At 45.8% G+C, this 21,264-nt stretch carries 15 protein-coding genes; 7 read left to right on the top strand and 8 right to left on the bottom strand.

Features of this window, described 5'->3' with window-relative positions; translation table 11 throughout:
- Positions 1-19: 19 nt before the first annotated feature.
- Together J5069_RS09460 and J5069_RS09455 are read right to left on the bottom strand one after the other, a co-directional pair.
- A complete protein-coding gene (locus J5069_RS09460) occupies positions 20-1,606 on the bottom strand; it encodes a sensor domain-containing diguanylate cyclase (protein WP_264643562.1) in 1,587 nt (528 codons plus the stop codon).
- A gap of 243 nt (positions 1,607-1,849) precedes the next feature.
- Complete coding sequence (locus tag J5069_RS09455) at positions 1,850-3,055, bottom strand: MFS transporter (protein WP_413542209.1); 1,206 nt, start codon at positions 3,053-3,055, stop codon at positions 1,850-1,852.
- Between the two features lie 100 nt (positions 3,056-3,155).
- Between J5069_RS09455 and J5069_RS09450 the strand changes: the two genes are divergently transcribed.
- A complete protein-coding gene (locus J5069_RS09450) occupies positions 3,156-4,100 on the top strand; it encodes a LysR family transcriptional regulator (protein ID WP_264643561.1) in 945 nt (314 codons plus the stop codon).
- Here the strand turns inward: J5069_RS09450 and J5069_RS09445 are convergent.
- Together J5069_RS09445 and J5069_RS09440 are read right to left on the bottom strand one after the other, a co-directional pair.
- Positions 4,097-5,026 (bottom strand): dihydroorotate dehydrogenase, encoded by a 930-nt coding sequence (locus J5069_RS09445; RefSeq protein WP_264643560.1) that lies wholly within the window; start codon positions 5,024-5,026, stop codon positions 4,097-4,099. The genes J5069_RS09450 and J5069_RS09445 overlap by 4 nt on opposite strands.
- On the bottom strand, positions 5,023-5,868 hold the full coding sequence (locus J5069_RS09440; protein WP_264643559.1) for a dihydroorotate dehydrogenase electron transfer subunit: 846 nt from the start codon (positions 5,866-5,868) through the stop codon (positions 5,023-5,025). Before J5069_RS09440 ends, J5069_RS09445 begins: the two co-directional genes overlap by 4 nt.
- 214 nt (positions 5,869-6,082) lie before the next feature.
- On the opposite strand from J5069_RS09440, the gene J5069_RS09435 reads away from it, so the two are divergent.
- Complete coding sequence (locus J5069_RS09435) at positions 6,083-6,970, top strand: helix-turn-helix domain-containing protein (protein WP_264643558.1); 888 nt, start codon at positions 6,083-6,085, stop codon at positions 6,968-6,970.
- 23 nt (positions 6,971-6,993) lie between these two features.
- On the opposite strand, the gene J5069_RS09430 is transcribed toward J5069_RS09435, so the two are convergent.
- Positions 6,994-8,235, bottom strand: a complete 1,242-nt coding sequence (locus J5069_RS09430) for a Zn-dependent hydrolase (protein WP_264643557.1) — start codon at positions 8,233-8,235, stop codon at positions 6,994-6,996.
- Positions 8,236-8,585: 350 nt separating this feature from the next.
- Between J5069_RS09430 and J5069_RS09425 the strand changes: the two genes are divergently transcribed.
- The gene (locus J5069_RS09425; protein ID WP_264643556.1) at positions 8,586-8,924 is read left to right on the top strand and encodes a hypothetical protein; all 339 of its coding nucleotides are present in this window, start codon (positions 8,586-8,588) and stop codon (positions 8,922-8,924) included.
- Positions 8,925-9,578: 654 nt separating this feature from the next.
- The gene (locus J5069_RS09420; protein ID WP_413542224.1) at positions 9,579-10,721 is read left to right on the top strand and encodes an MFS transporter; all 1,143 of its coding nucleotides are present in this window, start codon (positions 9,579-9,581) and stop codon (positions 10,719-10,721) included.
- Positions 10,722-10,773: 52 nt separating this feature from the next.
- Here the strand turns inward: J5069_RS09420 and cybB are convergent, their stop codons facing one another.
- Positions 10,774-11,322, bottom strand: coding sequence for a cytochrome b561 (gene cybB / locus J5069_RS09415; protein WP_264627727.1), 549 nt, complete (start codon positions 11,320-11,322; stop codon positions 10,774-10,776).
- 144 nt (positions 11,323-11,466) lie between these two features.
- On the bottom strand, positions 11,467-12,057 hold the full coding sequence (locus tag J5069_RS09410; RefSeq protein ID WP_264627728.1) for a flavin reductase family protein: 591 nt from the start codon (positions 12,055-12,057) through the stop codon (positions 11,467-11,469).
- A 392-nt stretch (positions 12,058-12,449) separates the two neighbouring features.
- On the opposite strand from J5069_RS09410, the gene J5069_RS09405 reads away from it, so the two are divergent.
- On the top strand, positions 12,450-16,667 hold the full coding sequence (locus tag J5069_RS09405; RefSeq protein ID WP_264643554.1) for a hypothetical protein: 4,218 nt from the start codon (positions 12,450-12,452) through the stop codon (positions 16,665-16,667).
- 23 nt (positions 16,668-16,690) lie between these two features.
- Here J5069_RS09405 and J5069_RS09400 read toward each other — a convergent pair whose 3' ends face one another.
- Positions 16,691-16,930, bottom strand: coding sequence for a DinI family protein (locus J5069_RS09400; protein ID WP_264643553.1), 240 nt, complete (start codon positions 16,928-16,930; stop codon positions 16,691-16,693).
- A gap of 121 nt (positions 16,931-17,051) precedes the next feature.
- Between J5069_RS09400 and J5069_RS09395 the strand changes: the two genes are divergently transcribed.
- Both J5069_RS09395 and J5069_RS09390 read left to right on the top strand, forming a co-directional pair.
- On the top strand, positions 17,052-17,318 hold the full coding sequence (locus J5069_RS09395) for a DksA/TraR family C4-type zinc finger protein (RefSeq protein WP_264628947.1): 267 nt from the start codon (positions 17,052-17,054) through the stop codon (positions 17,316-17,318).
- A gap of 205 nt (positions 17,319-17,523) precedes the next feature.
- Positions 17,524-21,213 carry a hypothetical protein gene (locus tag J5069_RS09390; RefSeq protein ID WP_264643552.1) on the top strand — a complete coding sequence of 1,230 codons (3,690 nt, stop codon included), beginning with the start codon at positions 17,524-17,526 and terminating at the stop codon, positions 21,211-21,213.
- Positions 21,214-21,264 lie beyond the last annotated feature (51 nt).

Genomic DNA, 21,264 nt, shown 5'->3' with positions numbered 1-21,264 from the left:
CGCGCTGTCAGGCTCTGTATCAATATAAATTCGCCCGCACCTGACCGCTGTTGGCTTCTTCCTCCGCAATTTCAACGCGATTTCTGCCGTTATTCTTGGCCTGATACAACGCTTTATCTGCGCGATTAATCACGCTCTCCGGTGCCTGAGCCGGTGTGGTACCGACAAAAAGGTAGACGCCTGCACTGGCGGTGACGACTTTTTCATCCAACGTGGTGAGTTCATGGGGGATGCGCTGGTGTCTGATGGCTTCCAGCGCCCGCTCCGCGAAGGCCACGGCGCCTTCTTCCGTCACATCCATCAGAATGATGACAAACTCTTCGCCGCCGTAGCGTGCAATCAAATCCTCCTTGCGGCGCGGCATACTGCTTAACGCATGGCTCACGGTTTGCAGACACTTGTCACCCTCGACATGGCCGTAATGGTCGTTATATTTCTTGAACATATCGACATCGAGCATGATAAGCGCTATTCGTTTGCCGGAAAGGGCCGACTGCGCGATGGTCTCTCGCAGGAAAATATCAAACTGTCGTCGGTTTGCCAGGCCGGTGAGGCCATCCAACAGCGCCAGCGTTTCCAGCGTGTGATTCATCGCGGTGAGCTGGTCGCGCACTTTAGTCAGGTCGATCTGGTTCTTCTCATTGATGTTGATCTGCTTAAGCACGATCGCGCCCATGCTGCTCATGATCAGCAGCAAGGTAAGGGCGATAGCGGTATAAATGGTGGAGTCGACTTTCCAGTTGGAGAGCACCTGGGTTTTGTTATAACCCGCCGCAATCACAATCGGGTAGCGTTTCAGCCGGGTATAGCCATAGATGCGCTCAACGTGGTCAACGGCGGAATAGAAGGTGGCCGTACCGCTGGCGGATGTTTTCAGATGCTCCACAAACAGCGGGCTTGCGGATACATCGCGATTAATTTGTGAATCATCAAAAGGACGCCCATACAGGATATGCCCGTCCGACAGCAAAATGGCTAATACGTCAGTCTCGCCCATCGAGTAATAGCCGTAATAGAGTTTGAAATAATTGATAGAGATGGTGGCGAGCAGCACGCCCGCAAAACTGCCATCACCATTATTCAAACGCATCGAAACCGGAATAATCAGATCGTCAGTGGTGCGGCTACGGATGACATTACCAATATACAAACTGTTACTGGGATTATTTTGATGATATTTGAAGTATTCGCGATCGGAGTTATTGGCATTTTTAGGCGTGTAATCCGCGGCGTTTACCAGCCAGTGTCCTGAAGCGTCATAGATAAAGATGCCGTGCAGTTGCGGCAGCGTTGATTTACGATTTTTCAGCGTTTGTTGCAGACGGGGCAGTTGTTGCCCACCAAACCCATCCTGTTCAATGCGTTCATTGAGATCCTGGAGCAACAGTTCCACTTGCAAGAAGGTGTCTTCGGCGTGACGTGACAGCGAAAGAGATAAGTTATCCGCCTGCTTTTCGGTGGCTTCAAGGGTGCGTTGATAGGAGTTAAAAACCACCCATCCATTAAGTATGACCACGGCCAGAATAATAAAAAGGATAAAACCTGCCATCAGGTTTTGCAGAGACGGTGATGTGCGTTGTTCTGTCGACTGCGCGCGTGTATTCATGCAATGGTATCCCTTGTCCCCCATGCTGACATGTCCGCATTACTTATCCATGTCAGTAAAGTATCCCGCGAAAAGAGAATTTCTCTGCCCCGATAAGTCTATGTTAATGATTTTAAATGGCAGCATAGAAAAACGCAGGATGCGAATACACTAAGTGTAGCCGTGTTATTAAAAAGCGAGTCTTAAGTGGGATTTTTTTAATAACGGGCGGCATGATTTGCCGCCCGGTGTGATTATTCAGCGTTATTTTTCTGAACGCAGCCTGACGATAAGGCACATAACGCTGGCGAGTGTGGCAAGCAGGGTGACGCCCGGCCAACCGGCGATCGACATCGCTTTGGCACCCAGTGCCGATCCTGACGCCATGCCGATAAATACGCCGGTAAATAGCAGGGCGTTGAGCCGACCACGTGCCTGAGCGTTCAAACTGTAAACCAGCGTCTGGTGGGAAACCAATGCGGATTGTAATCCCAGGTCAAAGCCCACGGCGGAAAGCGCAATCAGGGCCAATTGACCGTGCAGCGGCAGTGCGGGTAACAGGAACAAGGCGGCAAAAGAGAGGGCCGAGAGTGCTGCGCCTAACTGTGTGACTTTTCCTGCGCCAAAACGATCCGACAGGCTGCCTGAGAGTGGGGCGGCCAGTGCCCCGGCGGCCCCTGCCAGACCGAAGGTGCCGGCGACGGCGCTGCCCAATTGGTAATGCTGTTCCAGCATCACCGCCAGCGTTGACCAGAATGCGCTAAACCCGACAGAGAGCAGCCCTTGCGCCAGTGCCGCACGGCGCAGTGCCGGATAGCTGCGCCACAGTTGCAGCATAGAGCGCAGTAAACCTGGGTAGCTCAAGGCCGAGTGTTGCGCAAAGGCAGGCAGAATACGCCACAGGGCAACACCGATAATCGCGATACTGACGGCGGCCAACTGGTACATAGCCCGCCAGCCAATGTATTCACCCACCACGCCGCTCACGGTTCGAGACAGCAGTATCCCGATCAACAAACCGGTCATGACGGTGCCGACATTTTTTCCCTGTTTTCCCGCTGGGGCCAAAATGGCCGCGACGGGCACGATATCTTGCGCCAGAGTGGCGGCCATACCGAGCAGCAGGCTGGAAAGCCACAGTGCGGTTGGCCCTGTCACCTGACTACACAGCCAGAGCATGGCAGTCAGCGCCGCGCTTTTAACGGCAATGATCTTACGCCGATCGTAGCGATCGCCGAGCGGTAATAAAAGCAGGATGCCGAGCGCATAACCGATTTGCGTCAACGTGGGCACCAGCCCCATGCCATCAAGTGTCAACTGCAAGTCATGACCTATCTGCGGCAGAATCGGTTGAACATAGTAAATTGATGCCACGCTGAATCCCGCGCCAATGGCAAGGATGAGCGTCATCAGGCCGGAAAGGGTCGGCTGTGCGACGCTTTCGCTCTCGGTGTTTGATATGGTCGACATGTGAATTTCCCCGTTGTGCTGTCGTGTTGGGGCGTATTGTTCAGCAATGTGGCGTCGCGTTGTAGCCGGATAAGTGGTAAAACAGTTATACGTATCGCGTATGAGTGATGGCATAGTGAGCAACATAGATCGTATAGAATTGATGCAGACGCTGACGCGCATTATTGAAAGTGGTTCTCTGTCGGCAGCGGCGCAGCAGATGGGGACGACTCAGGCGACCATCAGCCGCCGTTTGCAAGCGCTGGAGCAGTTGCTGAATACCAAGCTTCTGCTGCGCACTACCCATGCCATGAAGCTGACGGATGACGGTGAGCGCTGTTACCAACACGCGCGATCGCTGATCGCCGCCTGGGAGGCGCTAGAGGACGATTTGAAAGGGGCGGATGCTGAACCCACGGGCGTGCTTCGGGTGCGTGCTCCGCATGCGTTTGGTCAGGAACAGCTTATTGCGCCGCTGACGCAATTTCTCAATCAGTACGGGCAACTCTCCGTGGAGTGGATGCTGAACGATAAATCACCGGATTTTATTGCCGACAATATTGACTGTGCGATACACGTTGGGCCAGCCACCGATCCGGCGACGGTTGCCACGCGTTTAGCGGAGGTGCCGCGTATCATCGTGGCCTCTCCCACGCTGTTGGCTCAGGCTAAGAACGCCATTGAAGATATTGATGCTTTGGCGGCGTTGCCCTGGATCGCCATCCGGCAGTTTTATCACTACGATGTGACGTTGTCCCACAGTGAAACCGGGCAGAGCGAGCACTTTTCCATTGTTCCACGGCTCACGTCAGACAGTCTGTATGCCGTGCGTCAGGCCGCATTAAGCAGTATTGGCGCGGTCATTATTTCGGCCTGGCTGGTGGAGGATGACATCCGCTCCGGTCGGCTGATTCATGTGTTACCGCAGTGGCAAGCCTCACCACTGCCGGTTTTCTTGCTCTACCCTTATGCCAACTACTATCCCGCACGGCTGCGCAAATTTTTGGCGTTAATGCGCGATGCCATGCCGGGATTAGTGGGAATGCGTAAACCCGAATTCCGTTAGCGTACCTCTGCCAGCAGCGGGGTATCATTCAGCGCGCCTGTCAGTTCACGGATATGGCGAATGCCCTGCTGTTGACAGTAGTGGTGCAGGTCATCGAGCAGCGTAATCATGGTTTGCGGTTGGATAAACGTTGCTGTGCCCACCTGTACGGCACTCGCCCCTGCCAGCAGGTAGGCGATGGCATCTTCCGCGTTGGAAATACCGCCGCAGCCGATGATGGGAATGGAAATATGTTTGTGGCACTGGTAGACCATGCGCAGCATGATGGGCTTGATGGCCGGGCCGGAGAGACCTCCCATGATATTGCCCAGCCGAGGTCGCCTGCTGTGGATATCAATACTCATGCCCAACAGCGTGTTACCCACCACCACCGCATCCCCCCCTTCGTTTTCTACCGCCTGCGCCACGGCGGCGACATCCGAGGTATTCGGCGTCAGTTTGGCCCAGAGCGGCAGGGAAGTCGCCTGACGCAACGCCTTGATCACTCGGGCGGTTGCCACCGGTTCAATGGCGAAGGCGCGGCCGTCTTCTTCAATGTTGGGGCAGGAGATGTTGGCCTCGATAGCGGCAATGCCCGGCACTTCGCTCAGGCGCGCTGCCAGGGTAGCGAACTCCTGGGCAGTCGGTGCGGATATGCTGGCGATCAGCGGCGGCGCATAGCGCTGATAAAACGGCAGCGTATGTTCAATAAAGTCCTCAACGCCTTTACTGGGAATACCAATGGCGTTGAGCATGGCCGAATCCAGCTCACACACACGCGGCAGCGGGTTGCCGCTGCGCGGGTGCAGCGTGAAGGTTTTGGTGACGAAAGCGCCAAGGCGATTAAAGTCAATCACGTCGGCCAATCCTTCGGCAAAGGTGCCTGACGCGGGCATCACCGGATTTGCCAGACGCAGTCCGTTAATATCGACGCTCAAATCCGTCATAACACCACCTCATGCAGCGGAAATACCGGGCCGTCGTAGCACACGCGTTTATCGCTGAGCGCGTGGCTCTCTTTATCGCGCATGGGACGAACGCAGCAGTAGCACATGCCCAAACCGCACGCCATCTGCTGTTCCAGTGCGGCTTCGCCGCTGAATCCCAACTCCTGTGAGAGGCGTTGCAACAGGTGAATCACGCGGGATGAACCGCAGGTATAGACGGCATCGATCGGGCGCTGCTGGTGCACGGCGCGAATGCGTTGCTCAACCTGGGCCATGGCGCTGGAGCCATCACTGTCCGTCACTTCGATAACAGTGGCACCGCTGGCGAGAAAACGCTGCTGCGACATCAAGTGCTCAGGATCGCGCGCACTCAGCAGGGCGGTAACCTGAACATGATGCGCCGCCGCGTGCTCGGCCAGCGGTGCCAATGTTGCCAGACCGACGCCGCGCCCGGCGACCAGAATATGGCGATGGCCCGGTTGCAGCGTGAAGCCGTTGCCCAGCGGACCCAGCACATTCACCGCATCCTGTGGGCGCAGCGTCGACAAACCGCGCGTTCCGGCACCGACCACTTTATACAGAAAATCGACATAGCCCTGCTCCGCATTGGCAAACCAGGTGCTCATCGGGCGGCGGAAAAACGGTTTATCCTGCTCCGTTTGCGGGCATTGCAGGTTAAAGAATTGGCCCGGTTTCACCTGTGCCGCAAGCGCATCGACACGCACGCGCAGATGTTTATATTCATCATTGACCCATTCATTACTCAGCACGCTGGCGGCATTTTCGCGTGCGGTACTTCCTCTACGGGAACAGGCACGCGCGGCATCGTCACGCATTGTCATAAAAACTCCGGTGATATAGATAAAATAAATTTCCCTGGCGCGGTGTAAAAAAGAGAAACCAATCCGCGCATAATGTTTTCGCCCTGGTGTGGCGTTGTATTTATGAGTTACCGCTATAATGAAGCGCCATCACGGTATTCTCCGCGGGTGGCTACATTTGTCAGTCAGAACCGTTGATGATAAAATAATGCAAATTATTCAGTGGCCTGGAATCATGAACCTCACGTCGATCGATTATTTGGCTATTGGGCAACGGTTGCGTGCATACCGGATTGCCGCGTCGCTTAATGCGGAACAGATTGCTGCCGAACTGGGTATATCGCGTGCGGCGGTATACCGTCTGGAAAAAGGCGAAATAAAAAAGATCGAAACCCTTGAGCGTCTGGCGCAGTGCCTGAATACCACTGTCGAGACGTTGCTGGGCGTGGGCATGGAGTATTATCCCCATGCCAGCGGCTTCTTTGAGAGAATGCGTCAACTTGAAGAGGGCTCTACGCGTATTTATTCTCACTTTGAACCGTTCTCCTATCTGCTCACCTCAGAAAAATACGATGCCTACCTGCAACAGATGTTGCTGGAAACCGACAGCACGACGGTGCAGGGCGACAAACTTGACCCGAAGTCATTACAAACGCTGGCTATCCTGTCGGAACGTAAATCCCACCTGAATACCCATTTGCCGAAAATTCATAACCTGATCGGTATTCAGCACATCGAGAAATTTATTCATCTCGGGCTGGTGGGTTCCCTGAATATTTCACCCAGTACGCGCATGGAGCGTGTGCTGGCGGCGCGTCAGGAAGTGAAATACCTGCTCCAGGTATTGGAAGAGAAAAAGGATATCGTTCAGGTAGCCATCACCAAACAGACCATCCCTTCTTCTACCTTCCAGATTTTCTATAACGACAGTGAGGCGCTTTCGGTGGCCTCCAGCCCTTTCCGTTTGGGGGAATTACCCAATATCAGCGCCGGGGTGGCGTGGGTTTCCTCATCAAAAGAGGCGATTCACCACCATCAATCCCTGTTCGATGCGCTGTGGGAAAATGCCGCCAAAGGGGAAGATGCCCTGCGTTTGTTACGTGATACCCTCGATCGCTACTGATGACGCGCTCTGTTGTTTCTGCTTCAGGCGTTGGCTAACCGCGCCAGCGTGTTTTTCAATACCGTGGCGGCCAGTGCGATATCCTGCGGTGCCGTGTATTCCGCCGGGTGGTGGCTGATGCCTTCCCGAGAAGGCACAAACAGCATCGCCGTGGGGTAGTGACTGGCCATGTACATCGCATCGTGCCCGGCACCGCTCGCCATGCGCATGCTGGTAATCCCCTCTTGCGCGGCGCTTTCTTCTAACACACTGCAAATCGATTTATTCAGCAGCGTCGGGGTTTCAGCGGCCAGCGATTCCAGCGCAATCTGCACATCGTTCTCTTTCGCCACTTTGCTGACGGAATCGGCCAGACGATCCGCTACCCGTTGAATGCTGTTTTTATCGATGCCACGAATATCAACATAAAACTTCACCAGACCGGGGATCACGTTCATCGCGTTGGGCGACACGTCCAGTTTGCCGACGGTGCCAACGGTGCCATAGACCATCTCTTTACAGGCTGCATGGTGCACGTCTTCAATGATCATGGCGCTGGCGACCAGAGCGTCATGACGCTGGTACATCGGCGTGGCACCGGAATGGTCGGCAAGACCGGTTACGGTCACGCGAAAGCGCGTTGGTGCCGCAATGCCTTCAACAATTCCGAGGGTTTTTCCTTCGTTTTCAAGGCGGCGTCCTTGCTCAATATGCAGTTCGATAAAGGCATCGTAGCGTGTGGGGGCAAGCTCGCAGCTGGCGAGTTCATGCTCGGTATAACCTGCCGCGCTCAGTGCCTGAAATACCGTTAATCCTTGATCGTCGGTGTTTTTCATCCACGCGCTACGTTCGATGTGCCCGGTCAGCACTTTGCTACCGATGCAGGAAAAACCAAACCGGCTCGACTCTTCAGCACGGAACACCACCAGTTCCAGGCTGCGTTTTAGCTCGCCGGGTTCGAATTGCGCCAGTGCATACAGGCCAGCGATCACGCCCAGCGTGCCGTCGTATGCGCCCCCGCTCGGCACGGAGTCAATGTGTGAACCGGTGCCAATCGCGGGAAGCGAACGGTCATGACCGGGCAACCGCGCGAATATCGTGCCCATCGCGTCCCGGCGTACCTCAAGCCCCTGCGTCGCCAATATGTCGGCCAGATAACGGTGCGCCGCCTCGTCCTCCCGGCTGAAGGCGAGACGCGTGACGCCATCCTGACCGTGGGTGGTGGAAAATTGGCGTAATTCTTCCAGCAACACCGTGATGTCTTCTGTGGTGAAACGGGGCGGCATAGGGACTCCTGATCCTCTGTACTGTCAGCCATTACCGGTTAACCCTAAGGGCCAACCACGTTGGTAAACCTGGGCTGATGTTATGGTTTTTAGTGTTGCTCGTTTTTTTAATGCTCGTCAATATGATTGTCTAAAAATTTAGACAAAAATCGAAATGTGCTAGTAGGGGATTTAGCAATAAGCTGTTTTTAAGAAAGTATTTGTTTGTGGTAATAAGAAAAAACGATGGGTGATGTTCGTTTGTGTCAATTTTTAGATATCCATTGCTGAACACAGTTGACAAGTTGCGGTATTCGTTTTAGAAAAGGTAGCTTCCCTATGTGGTTGACTAACCGCGACTAAAGGTGGCAATGATGGATTTTACAACGGTATATCATGCATTTACTCAGAGTCTGGATGGCACGGATAGCTATGTTGTCTTGCGCCGCGATTTGGACAGCCTGATTGGGAGCGATCCTGATAACGCGGTTTCCTATTACGTTTTACGCGGTCTGGCGGATAGCTATGTGACATTGTATGCCGATCAGGCAGTTAGCCCTGATTTCGCGCATCAGGCTAAGACGGAAATGATTCGATTGCTTGATATCGTAAAACCGGCGTTGGCAGATAAAACCGCATCGGTAGCGGTGCGCTATCAGGCGATTAACGCGTTGGTGACCAGCTACTCATCGGGAAAAAAACGGTTTTAGTGTGCGATTCGCCCCCCGGCATCCAGCGATGCAAGGGGTTGCTCTGCCAAACATCCTCCGCTTTCAGGAGGATTTTTTTTAACTATTGCTTGTTATTTTGTATCAAAAATAAAACAAACGGGTAAATTTTGCTGCCTACCACTGTTTAAGGCCAAAGATGAGAAATCAGTGCATAGGTTTGCATGTTAGGCGTGAATTCTTTTATTGCACTGATTTAGTGATAATATGGTGCGTTTGCATTATTTTGGTGCTGGTGTTTACCGTAATCAGTGCACAACCCTTTTAGTACAAATTGGCATTCCCCTGTTCTTAGGAAATGGCTGAAAAATAACTCGTTATAAATCAAATTATTATTCATTTCGCACTCCGTCGTTGGGCGCTTTTGCGAAGTAAACGTTTGCGTGGGTGTTGGAGGAAAAGTGGTATGACTATTGCTAGTCATGCTTGTATCAAAAATGATACTGGTGGCGCACAAGGGCAAGGGTGGCAATACCAGGCACGTAATTTCATATTCTTATAACAATGATTCAGGAGAGCAGGATGGAATCCATTCCTTCACAAAGTGCACCCGCGTCAAGGCCGGAGAGCACGGAAAAAGAACACGTTGACAGCTACAGTTGGAAAGCATTAGCAGGGTCGGCAGTGGGCTACGCCATGGACGGATTTGATTTGCTGATTCTCGGCTTTATGCTGACGGCGATATCTGCGGATTTGAGCCTGACGTCCGGTCAGGCGGGATCGTTGGTCACCTGGACACTGATCGGCGCTGTGATCGGTGGTTTGATTTTTGGTGCCTTGAGCGATCGTTACGGTCGTATTCGTGTTCTGACTTGGACCATTGTGCTGTTCGCTGTGTTTACCGGGCTGTGTGCTTTTGCGCAGGGCTACTGGGATTTGCTGATCTACCGAACCATTGCCGGTATCGGTCTGGGCGGTGAGTTTGGCATTGGTATGGCGCTGGCGGCGGAAGCCTGGCCCGCCAAGCATCGCGCCCGCGCGTCTTCTTATGTTGCACTGGGCTGGCAGGCTGGCGTTTTAGGTGCAGCGCTGATTACCCCTGCGCTGCTGCCGCACATCGGCTGGCGTGGCATGTTTTTGGTGGGGATTATTCCGGCCTTTGTGGCCTGGTTTATTCGTCACCGCCTGCACGAGCCGGAAGTGTTTGTACGTAAGACCGATAAAAAAGCCTCGACCTGGTCTTCTTTCAAACTGCTGATGAAAGACAAGGCGACCAGTAAAGTCAGCGCCGGGATCGTGGTGCTCACCTCAGTTCAGAACTTTGGTTATTACGGCATCATGATCTGGATGCCAAGCTTTCTGTCCAAAACCCTGGGCTTCAACCTGACCAAATCGGCCATGTGGACCTCGGTGACTATTTTAGGCATGATCGCCGGTATCTGGGTGTTTGGACAACTGGCGGATCGTATTGGCCGCAAACCCTCGTTTTTGTTGTTCCAGGTTGGCGCTGTCGTTATGGTTTTGACCTATTCTCAACTGACCGATCCCATGACCATGCTGTGGGCCGGTGCGCTGCTCGGCGTGTTTGTTAACGGTATGATGGGTGGCTATGGTGCGGTGATGTCTGAAGCGTATCCAACCAATGCCCGTGCGACCGCGCAGAACGTGCTGTTCAACATTGGACGCGGTATTGGGGGTTTTGGCCCCGTGGTGATTGGTGCAGTAGCCAGCGTTTACTCTTTCCAGATGGCGATCGCGCTGCTTGCCGCTATCTACGTGCTGGATATTCTGGCGACGCTGTTCCTGATCCCTGAATTGAAAGGGAAAGCGCTGGAATAACGTTTCTCCGGGTAAGCGTACAAGGCCAGAGCATATGCTCTGGCCTTGGCGTTTAGCGCGTTTGAGTGGTGTCGGATTTGCCCGGCATCATGCGCAGCAGCGTATTGTCGCGCTGAACATAATGGTGAAAGAGTGCTGCGCCTGCATGCAGGGCAATCAGCACATAGCCCAGATTGGCGAGCGTTTCGTGAATGTCTTTCAGCAGGAACTGAGTGTCTTCATCGGGCGTGACGAAAGGGGAGACGGTGAAGCCCATGAGCGACCATTCATTGTCGCCATATGCCATCATGGCAATGCCCAATAAAGGCAATGCCAGGAAAGTAGCATAAAGCACGATATGCGTCAGCGTGGCGAGGTGATGCTGCCATTGCGGTGGCGCAGGCACGATCGCGGGCGTTTGGTATTTGTGCTTGAGCCCTATGCGGATAAACATCAATACCCAAACGGCAACCCCTGCGTTGTAATGCAACGTTCTCATTGCGGAAAAGGCAAAGGATGAGCGTGGAAACCAGCCCCGCAATTCCATCGCCGCATACGCCAGCGCAATCAGCAGCAGCGTTATCCAATGCAGGTGAATCTGTAATCTGGAGAATCGAGTCATCGTGGCATATCCCATTGAATGCTATAGCGAGTCGGCAGCAAGAAACCGTAACATAAACAAACGTTGAGAGTTACCGGAAATAACGCCACATCGTCAAGGGAGATTTAAAATCTTTACGTCCTGCCTCGTCCGCCAATCAGCACATCAACTGCCGTATTTAAAGTTAAACCCAAATGCAGGCGTGGTGGTGTTGTATTCACGGAACTTATAGATAAGCGGGTTCCACTGAGCGGTATTGAGGGAGCCATCTTCGTTCAACAGGTATTCATCGATCCACACCTGTTTGATATCCAACTCCACCAAAATGAAGGCCGCTTTCTCAATAACGTCGACGGTTTTACATTCAGCCTGAATCGGGCAATCTGCAATACGATCGGGGGAAACCTGCGTGGAGGCTTCCAGGGTAAATCCGCTTAAATCCGCTTTATCTGAGCAGTAGGAAAAACCCTGACTCAATTTACTGTCAGGCACAATTTCTCTTCCGGTCACACGGCCCAACTGCTCAATTTTAGACCACAACTGATGCGGGGGGATATTGATCACCACATCCGAACCGGCCACGATATTGTCGTGAGTTTTGTTGCTTTTATTTACGCCAATCATCAGCGTATTGCCGAGTGAAAAAGAGGCAGAGAGTGGCGCGATATTCAGTTGTTGCGTGATGGGGTCGCGAGTTGAAGCCAAAAATACCGGAAAACCATAGTAAAACGATTTTACGTTAACGCTTTTTTTCATTATCAATCACCTCAGTAGAACGTGGACGGGCGTAATGCCATCAGGCCTTAGCCCTCCCCGATACTACTGCCATCATTTCTACCAGAACAATGACCCGAAAGAGGGAGGCAATACTCCTTTATTATCAGTGCATGTATAAAAACGGGGCCGAGTCATCAGTGGCTAACATGATGGTGAATGCGATAGCCTGTTTTTTGAGCAATGCAAAAATAATTGCCTATCAATCAATTTCAAGTTCTCGGTCCATTGGTTAATACCAATGATCTCACTCATCGATATTATATCGTTTAATGATATGAAAATTCGGTATCACTAAATACACTATTGATTGTTTTGTTTGTATTTTTGAATATCTGATGGTCATGTAATTTTTAATAAAATGGATGTCTTTTATGCCAAAAGCAATACAATGCAATAATACTAATCGTAATATAGTGTTATTTTCACAAACAGGTTTTCCTGAGCAAGAAACTTGTAACATCACTGCGACATGCTTGCAAGATATAATAGTTGTAAAAAATTCGCGAGAAGAACCCTCTTTTAGCAAAAAACCAGGTGCTGCCGGGTGTGATAGCGAGCATTTATTAAGTGAGCCTGGCTCATCCGAAAATGTAAGGCCTACTAATGGCTTCTTTGGCAGAATGTGGCATCCCGCTTTTCAGCGTGCTGTTGGTATTGTGGCTGGATTAGTTTTAACAGCGACAGTTGGGCGTAAAATATACAGCACTTATGGCAATGTGAATCCATCTACTGAAAATAGAAGCGTAGAAAAAAACGACTCTCTTTCTTTTGCTGTGCATCAAATTGTGCAGGGTAATAACGCCTACAGCATGCAGAGATTAAACGCAATACAACAGGATTCCGATAAAAACGCTGTGCTAAACGCCAGCGAAAACTCACTCACTAATCACTCCTCTGTGACTCGAGAGTTTAAAATAACACTGCATGAGTATTTGAAGGAAATTGAAGTCATTGGAAAGTTAGCACCTCTACACTTGGATGATTTTTATAATAAGGTTTTTAATGTTGATATGAAAATAAGGGTGCAGCGGTCACATAATGACTTAAAGGAAAAAAAGATATCGGTTTCAGAGGAAATAAATTTTTTTTTGAATGATCCAATGATCGATTGGCGAATTAGAAATGAACTGCATTTGTTATACTCCAAAGCGAATGAAACAGTCGAGGTCAGTAATGCTAAAAACGGTCAGGTAAGGGATGCGAAGTTGATCTTGGCCTGTATTGATTTAACATTGCATTATCTTCATGAAAATAGGAAAAATGGGTTAAGTGGCGTTTCTTTCATCTATGGGGTGTTTTTTATTGATAAGTTATTATTGATTTTAGACGAAGTGAAGTTAGCGAGGAAAGGGGGGGAGGGTAAAAGACTGCGCCAGGATGTTAAGTTATACATCAGTGATATATATTCAAATAAGAATGTCGATATGCCATACGATGTGATGGATATGTATAAACACACTATTACGCACGGCCAGGTTTTGCATAAAAACAGGAATGATTATTTCTATTCAGCAATAAGAGAGCATGTCTTAAAAGGTGAAAATGTTACCGCGCAAAAACCAGAAAAAGACGAAGTGAAGATTATTGATCTCACTTTTTGTCAAAAAGAAAGAGAAAATCCAACACTGAGTGATACCTTGCGACTCATTGCTAAGGCAATAAAGCATCCCCTATCCACACTCGCTGAAGAAGGAAGAATTCTCTATGATTATAATGTTAAAGAGGAGGGATGTGCAACAGACATGCATATTGTTGAGCTAACTAAGAAAATAGATGAAAGTATTGATCTGCTTATGGAGTGGGTACCGCATTATAACCGGGGTCGGATGATTTTATCAATGGCTGCAACTTCTATGGATATGATTGCCGATGCCATCGATGGGAATGAGTTATCCGTGAGTTCCGTAAGTGAAATATATGGCTATTTTATTAGTTTTACCAAAGATCTGCTTTCTTCACTTTCAGCAAAACAAATAAATGACATGGAGTCTAAAAATTTAGAAGATGAAATTCTTAAGATGACCAGAAAAATAAAACACACAAATAACAGATTAACAATCGAAACTTCAGACCCTGATGAAATAACTTTTATCGATAGAGAATATGGGAATTTTGTCGATGAAATGAGTAAAAAAGTTATTTATTATAATGATGATAATGCTTGGCATATAAGTCCAGATGTTCGTTTCACACCTGAAACAAAAAAAATATTGGAAAATACGTATGGAATCTATCAACAAGGATATGATATTTATCTCATTAAAAATAGCTCTCCGGATTTATATGCGGATGGAACGTTGGCAAGAATAGATGATATACTTCATGTTTTTGTTGATAATGAGATGTATTCTGTTTCTGAAACGCTTATTTCGGATGGTGTTTATCGTTATGTAGCAAATAAAGATGATGTATTTACGCCCGTGGTTAATATCGGTGGTGTATGGGAATTTGAAAGTAAGCATTCACCATACGTAGGCGAGGATCTTATTGATTTTTTGGTCAACAATGAAAGAATAAGAGAAAAGTTGGTCAGTGAGGATACCCTTCATGAAAATGTGACACCAATTCGTCCATCGGTACTTTATCAGTATGATGGCAAGCATAATAAATACATAAAAATTGATGATAATTATTATCTTTTTAAAACTAATGATTTTTCATCGAGCTATATTGAAGGGTGTCATGACATTTTACCTGTTAATTTTGATGCTGGTAAATACCATGTTCATTTTGATCTGTTAGGAAATATGTATGATGTATATAAAATAGCCTTGAGACAGCCACTTGAACAGGATGATGTGGGTAAGTATTATTTAGACAGTTCCGTGATTAATAAAATATCTAAAAGAAGATTTTTAAACACGGCTAACGGTATTTTCAGTTTCCAAAAATCATTTTCTCAGTATATGTCAAAGTCGAATAACATTGATGGTGCAGTCACTATCAATAGAGTGGATTATATTATCTTTGATAAAAACTTTATAGAGATATCTAATAATGGGGATGATACTTATTTATTGGGGAGGGATGATAATATAAAAATATACAAAAATTCAAAAAGCAATACTTATTTTATCATGCCAAAAAAAGTTAATGAGATATTCAAAGCACAACAGTTAAAAATTCGCGATTCACGCTGCATCGCTAAACGGCAGGTTTTATCACTATGCACCGCACGTTTTATGGAGTCAAAGGACATAACTACGCTTCTTAGAAGAAACTCTGATCATAGTATAAATATTGATGCTCCAGTTGAACACCTTGAGCCCTATGGAGATGCTGATGGCTTTTTTAAAGAAAAAGAGGCTTCTTATTCCCTTTATTTTTTATCTAATGATGGCGTTTTTTTTCATGCCAAAGAGGAACCTATCAGCGACGGTATGGTTCCTGTATTTTTCAAAATCTATGGTAAAAAAAATGAGGGTGAGATAGACAAAAATATCATCATTGCTGATGTCTGTATTATCAAGGATTTTGACACAAAGCAGACGATAATCACTACGCCATCAGAAGCTCTTGAAATGGTTTTTAATTTAGATGCTGAGGTATCAAGCGCTTTATCAAAATGGCAAAATTCCGATATTAAACGTGAGCCTTTTGAAACTTCTTTCACATCGTTGGACAACTTGAAAAAAAAATTATTGGATAATGGTGATGTACAACATGTCAAGGATTTTTTCTCTCTCAGCAGTAAAAAATTAGTAACGTCAATAAAATACAGTAATGAATTTATTGATGATTACAAAATTGATGTTCTCGAGAATAAAGATGATTATTCTTTCAATAGTATCACGTCTATTGCAGATTCTCCCTCTCATGCCTATCTTTTTGAGGTATTCAATGATGCCTTTGATAAGACTAAGAAAGATATTTCGAAAGTCCGTATGCTGATCGAAAAACAATCTCCGGAGGTGAAAGACTACGTAGAGAATAGGTTGAGAATTTCTGATTTTTCTGCTCAAAAATTATTCATTGATACGTTATTGATTAAACTGAATCGTATGGATCTTGTTTTTGATGAAAATGATAAATCGAATATTTTTCTAGTCATGAATAAGCATGAAAAAAAACAGACTATGGACAACGGTGACCTGAGTAGGAAAAATAATGTTGCTGGATTTTCATATTCAAACGATCCACTGGATAGAATCTTTATCATGACGGATTTTATTCACGCTAAAGAATATGGGTCACTCCCACCGCACATCAAATCTCAGAAACTCTCTAAGGATACCAAAGCAGTTTCTGCCACTATGTGCCATGAGTCGATCCATGCGTTGGGTCGCCCTGAAGATTATTTTTATCATTATTCTGATGGGAATGGCGATTTTGGCACTATCGAAGAAACGTTAGCACGCACTGAGCTCTATATCCGAGGGAATGTACAGATCAGAGGAGAGTTTCTTCACATGTGCAAACTCTACTTTATGAGCAACCCTGTTTACAGTTCCTATGACTTGGATAGCTTGATCAAACCTGAGAGCTTGAGTCTTTTATTCCAATATGATGATTTCCTACGTGGTGTAATATTAATCAATAACCCAGACACCATCAGCGTGCTGGTCAATGATATTGCAAAGTTTGCGTAATTTATTGTCATAGTGCATTTTTTTTAGTCTGCAACCAGCCATTCATCTGCATCATTGAACATCTCTTCAATGAGGCGATTGATGACCGCTTTGTCAGATTTACTGGCATCAGAATTTATCGCGTTCGCCTGCATGGCCTTTGCCCTGACTTCAGCATCGGGAAAGGCGCGGTGTACGCGTTTTATCAGTTCTTTTTCGATAAGCGTGTGGGCGTTGTTCAGTCCGGCAACGTTACGTTTGTCATAAACAAGTTCAACAAACATGAAAGCTATCCTTGATGTTACTGTTTTTATGTACAGTACACGGAAACATGAAGCTTGAAAAGACAATTTTACCCATCCACACTACCATAAAGACAAGATGATTCGCGTTGGAGTACATAACATGGCCGTTGGCTGGGCAGGGGATGGTGCGGTACAGGAGCAAATAGACAGCACGGTTGAGGACGCTGTTGCCAGAGTAAGAAATGAACTGCCTTCTGGTGAGAGTTTGTCGCATTGTGCCGAGTGCGGTGAGCCGATCCCGGAGGCAAGACGCAAAGCATTACCTGGCGTGCGTTTTTGTGTGAATTGTCAGAAGTCTCTGGATGTCAAACAGCAAAATTTTTCTGGTTATAATCGGCGGGGTTCCAAGGATAGCCAACTGCGCTAATTTTTTAGTTTGGAAAATATTATATTGAATATTATTTATATTCTCGGGGGTTTTATTGTTCGGCCATTCATTAAAACTAAAAAAATCAATATAATAAAAGGGTAAGCATAAATCATCGTTAACTGGTATCCGCTTATCTAAAGCCTGTATATGATTAATCATGTTTTCAATATCATGACCACGTACTTCTTGTATGAGATTGCCTATGGATGTGAGGCTTATTATAGCGGACGAGAAAAAAAAATACTTATCCGTTGAGGATGCAATAAAACCATCAATGCAGAAAAATATATTGCCTGCTAAAATTAACAAAATAGCCAGTTCCACTGAATGTCCAAGCGGCAGGAAAAACCTAAGGCATCAAAATCAAACTGTCACCAAATTAACAAAAACCTGTTTACGAGAAAGCAATGTACACTATGAAGACAATAATCTATCACTCTCAACGCTGATGGCGCGTGGGCATCAATTATATGTAGAGTCGGAGAGACTGAAAACCAGTGAGATAAATGATAAACCTGTACTTCCTGATTACTCACTTGGGAGAAAATCAACGATAGCTATTGGACTCATTATGTTAGGCGGCACAGGATGGTGGTTAGGTTATTCTCGCTACCGGCAGTGGGGACGCGATTCCATTCAGCCTATCTCAGCGGATAACGGTTCGATTTATCCTGCGGAAGCGCGGTATCCTGACCAAAAAATTACTATTGAAAAATACCCTGATAGGCATGAAAAACAGGGCTATACCAATGAGGCTAATGTAACGACGCATTTTCCGAAAGCGCGTGTTTTGTACGTTCGAAAAAGACACATTGAAAAAGAGACGGAGACTAAAAAAAATGCACCAGCATACGATGACGTTAAAATAATTAAACTTACAGATTGTCGCGATGAAAGAGAGCGTTTAGCGCTGTCAGATATATTACGAGTGATTAGCAAAACGATAAGATACCCGATATCCTCATTGATTGAGGAGGGGCGGATAGTGTTAGATTACAGTATCTATGCCAAGGGGTGTGTCGATCACAGTAAGTTTAACTCAATCTCTCAAAAAATTGAAAGTGCTATCAATTCGCTGCTGTCCTGGATTCCTATGTATAACAGAACGCACTTGATTACCCTGATAGCGGCTACCGTCCTGGATATGATCTCTGATGCTATCGAAGGCAAGGAGTTATCATTATCCTATATCGAGGATATTGATAATAATATTATTAATTTGGCGAAGGATATGATCTCTTCTTTATCAACCATACAGATCAATAACATGATAAAGCCTGATGGTCAAAAAGAGATTAATGCCATGACTAATGATGTTAAATATCGCAAAGGGAAATTAATAATCAGAACAGCTCACCCTATAAGAGATATTCCTGTAAAAAACTTTTTTAACCACTTCATCGATGAAAGAAGAAATAAATATCTTTTTTATGAGAACAATCATTGGGTTGTAAATAGAAACATTCAATTTAATCACGAAGTAAAAAAAACCAAGAGATTGATTGATAAGATATGGAGGGATGAAAAGGGGGTGTTTTATTTTAGAAACAGCTCACCCGAGTTTTATGGTGATTCGATTTTAATAAGACATTTAGATGAACTGTATATTGTTATTGGAAATAGAATTTATCCGGCAAAAGAATTTCAAGTCAATCCGAGAGTGTTTCGCTACCTGGCATTGAAACACAGTGTGTATGTCCCTGTTGTACAGCGAGCAGGAAAGTGGGTGTTTGAAAGTAAAATAACCCATTCTGCGAGCAGCGATCTGGTTCATTTTTTAACAGAAAAAGAAAACATCAAAAATAGATTGGTTAGGAATCACGTAGCACACAGCGACGTTGGGCCAATAACATTATCCAGAAAATTCCAGTTCGATAAAAATTACAATCGATATCTAAAAATCAATGAAGGTTATTACAGGGTTAAGCAAGATGTGTTCGGCTCTCTGTATGTTGATGGACATCGAGATATACTTCCCTTGAGAGAAAAAGATAGCCAGTTTTATACAAAATCATACCTTGCAGAAGGACAGTTTTCATACTATAAAAAAGCGTTACAAAAACCTTTTTCCTCCCATGATGATAAAAATTATTATCTAGATAACAGCGTGGTTGAGAGGATGCCCCGTAGTCAGTTATTCATGCAAGCCAAATCCTTTTCTGATGATACTTTTCTTGCTGAACATCAATATGATAGATCCCAAAAAATTGATGGTGCCTACGTTTTAGACGGAAAATATTTTTTTCTTTATAACAATAAAATGATTGCGGTTACAGACTTAGGAAATGATTATTTTTTATTACCGAATGAGAGACATGCTGATGATGGTATTTTTTTATATAAAAACAGTCGAGGAAATACCTATTATTCTTTTCAAAAAAAAAGTGGTATCAAAATAAATAAATACAATACCAAAACATTGCAATGCAAAGTAAAGCGGCAAGTACCTTCAGGGTGCATGAACGCGTATTATGAAACGGCAGAGTTTACTTCTCTACTTAAACGGAATGTCGATAATGGCATTAAATTGTTCAACGCAAAGGAAATGTTAGAGCCATACCGCGATCTTGACGGTTTTTACCGAAATAAAAATGATGAAAATAAGCTCTATTATTTTTTTAATGATAATGTTTATTTTCATGCCAGTGAAGTGGACAGCGCCGAAGATAGAATTGCACCTGTTTATTTTAAACTGTATGGAAAAAATGCAGAGGGCGAAATAAACCCCAGTTTCGTCATTTCAGATGTCTGCATCATAAAAGATTTTTATGATAAAAAAACTATCGTGAGTACGCCTATAGAAGCACAAGAAATCGTATTGGACTTAGACAAAACGTATTCACAAAAATTACTAAGGTGGCAGCAACGCAGTTCGGAAGGTATCATCGCTGAAAAGGGAAGTGAAGATATTGAGCAGTTATTACGCAAGTTACATGAAAAATTTGATAGTGATGAAGTCACAAAACTGTTTGATTTGAGCAGCAAAAAGAGCATTACTTCCATAAAAGATGCCGATTATTATATTAATAATGCAATAAAAGAAATCATCAACAGGCCTGATTCATTTGATTATATAACGTTAGCGTCAATAGAGAATGAAAAGAGTGATGTCATTTTATCAGCGATATTCAATGAAGCCTATAGTAATGCAATAGAAATGGTTGATAAGTCAAGTCGATTTGTCAAAAGCGATCGTTATTTAGCTGATGAGTATATCATTGAGCGGTTAAAGATTTCTGATAAAAGAGTGATTGACATTTTTATTGATTCATTCACTAAGATCTCAGGTAGAATAAATCAGTTGTTTAGCATGCATAATAAAGAAAATATTATTCTTATTGTCAGAAACAAAAACCATCCGATAGCATCGGATAAGAAAAATATAGATGTGAATCGTAATGTTTTAGGTTTTTCATTTATTAATGACCCTCTTGATCGGGTTTTTTTAAATACGGATATCATCCCTGATGATTTGACCATGAATGCGAGTGATTATGAGGGATTTAGCCAGCAAGAGTACTATGTAAACTTGATGTCTGGAACACTCTGCCACGAAGCCATACATGCATTAGGCAATCCTGATGATTACTTTTATCATCGAATAGATGAAAATGGGAAACTGCAACAGGTTGAGGACGCTATCGACCGGATTGAGTATTTTATCCTGACGGGAAATGCATTCAATGATCGATTTGTCTATCTTTGTAAATCATATTTTATGAGCAACCCTATATATGCTGGAGTCAATATAGAGAGTCTGATGAAACCAGCCGTGTTTCATCAGCTTTTCGTCAGGGATAATTATCTTCGCGCTATCGTTCTGTTAAATAACCCGGATACATTAACGCTGCTGATTCGTGATTTTGCACGGGATCATGTTTTGCTGTTATAACCGGACTTGTTTGTCTTATTTAGATGTCATGCACGATGATAATTTTCTCTG

This window comes from Candidatus Symbiopectobacterium sp. NZEC127 (genome assembly GCF_025962675.1).
GTDB lineage: Bacteria > Pseudomonadota > Gammaproteobacteria > Enterobacterales > Enterobacteriaceae > Symbiopectobacterium.
The sequence above is the reverse complement of the archived record's forward strand: the minus strand, read 5'-3'. Positions and strand labels throughout refer to the sequence as shown.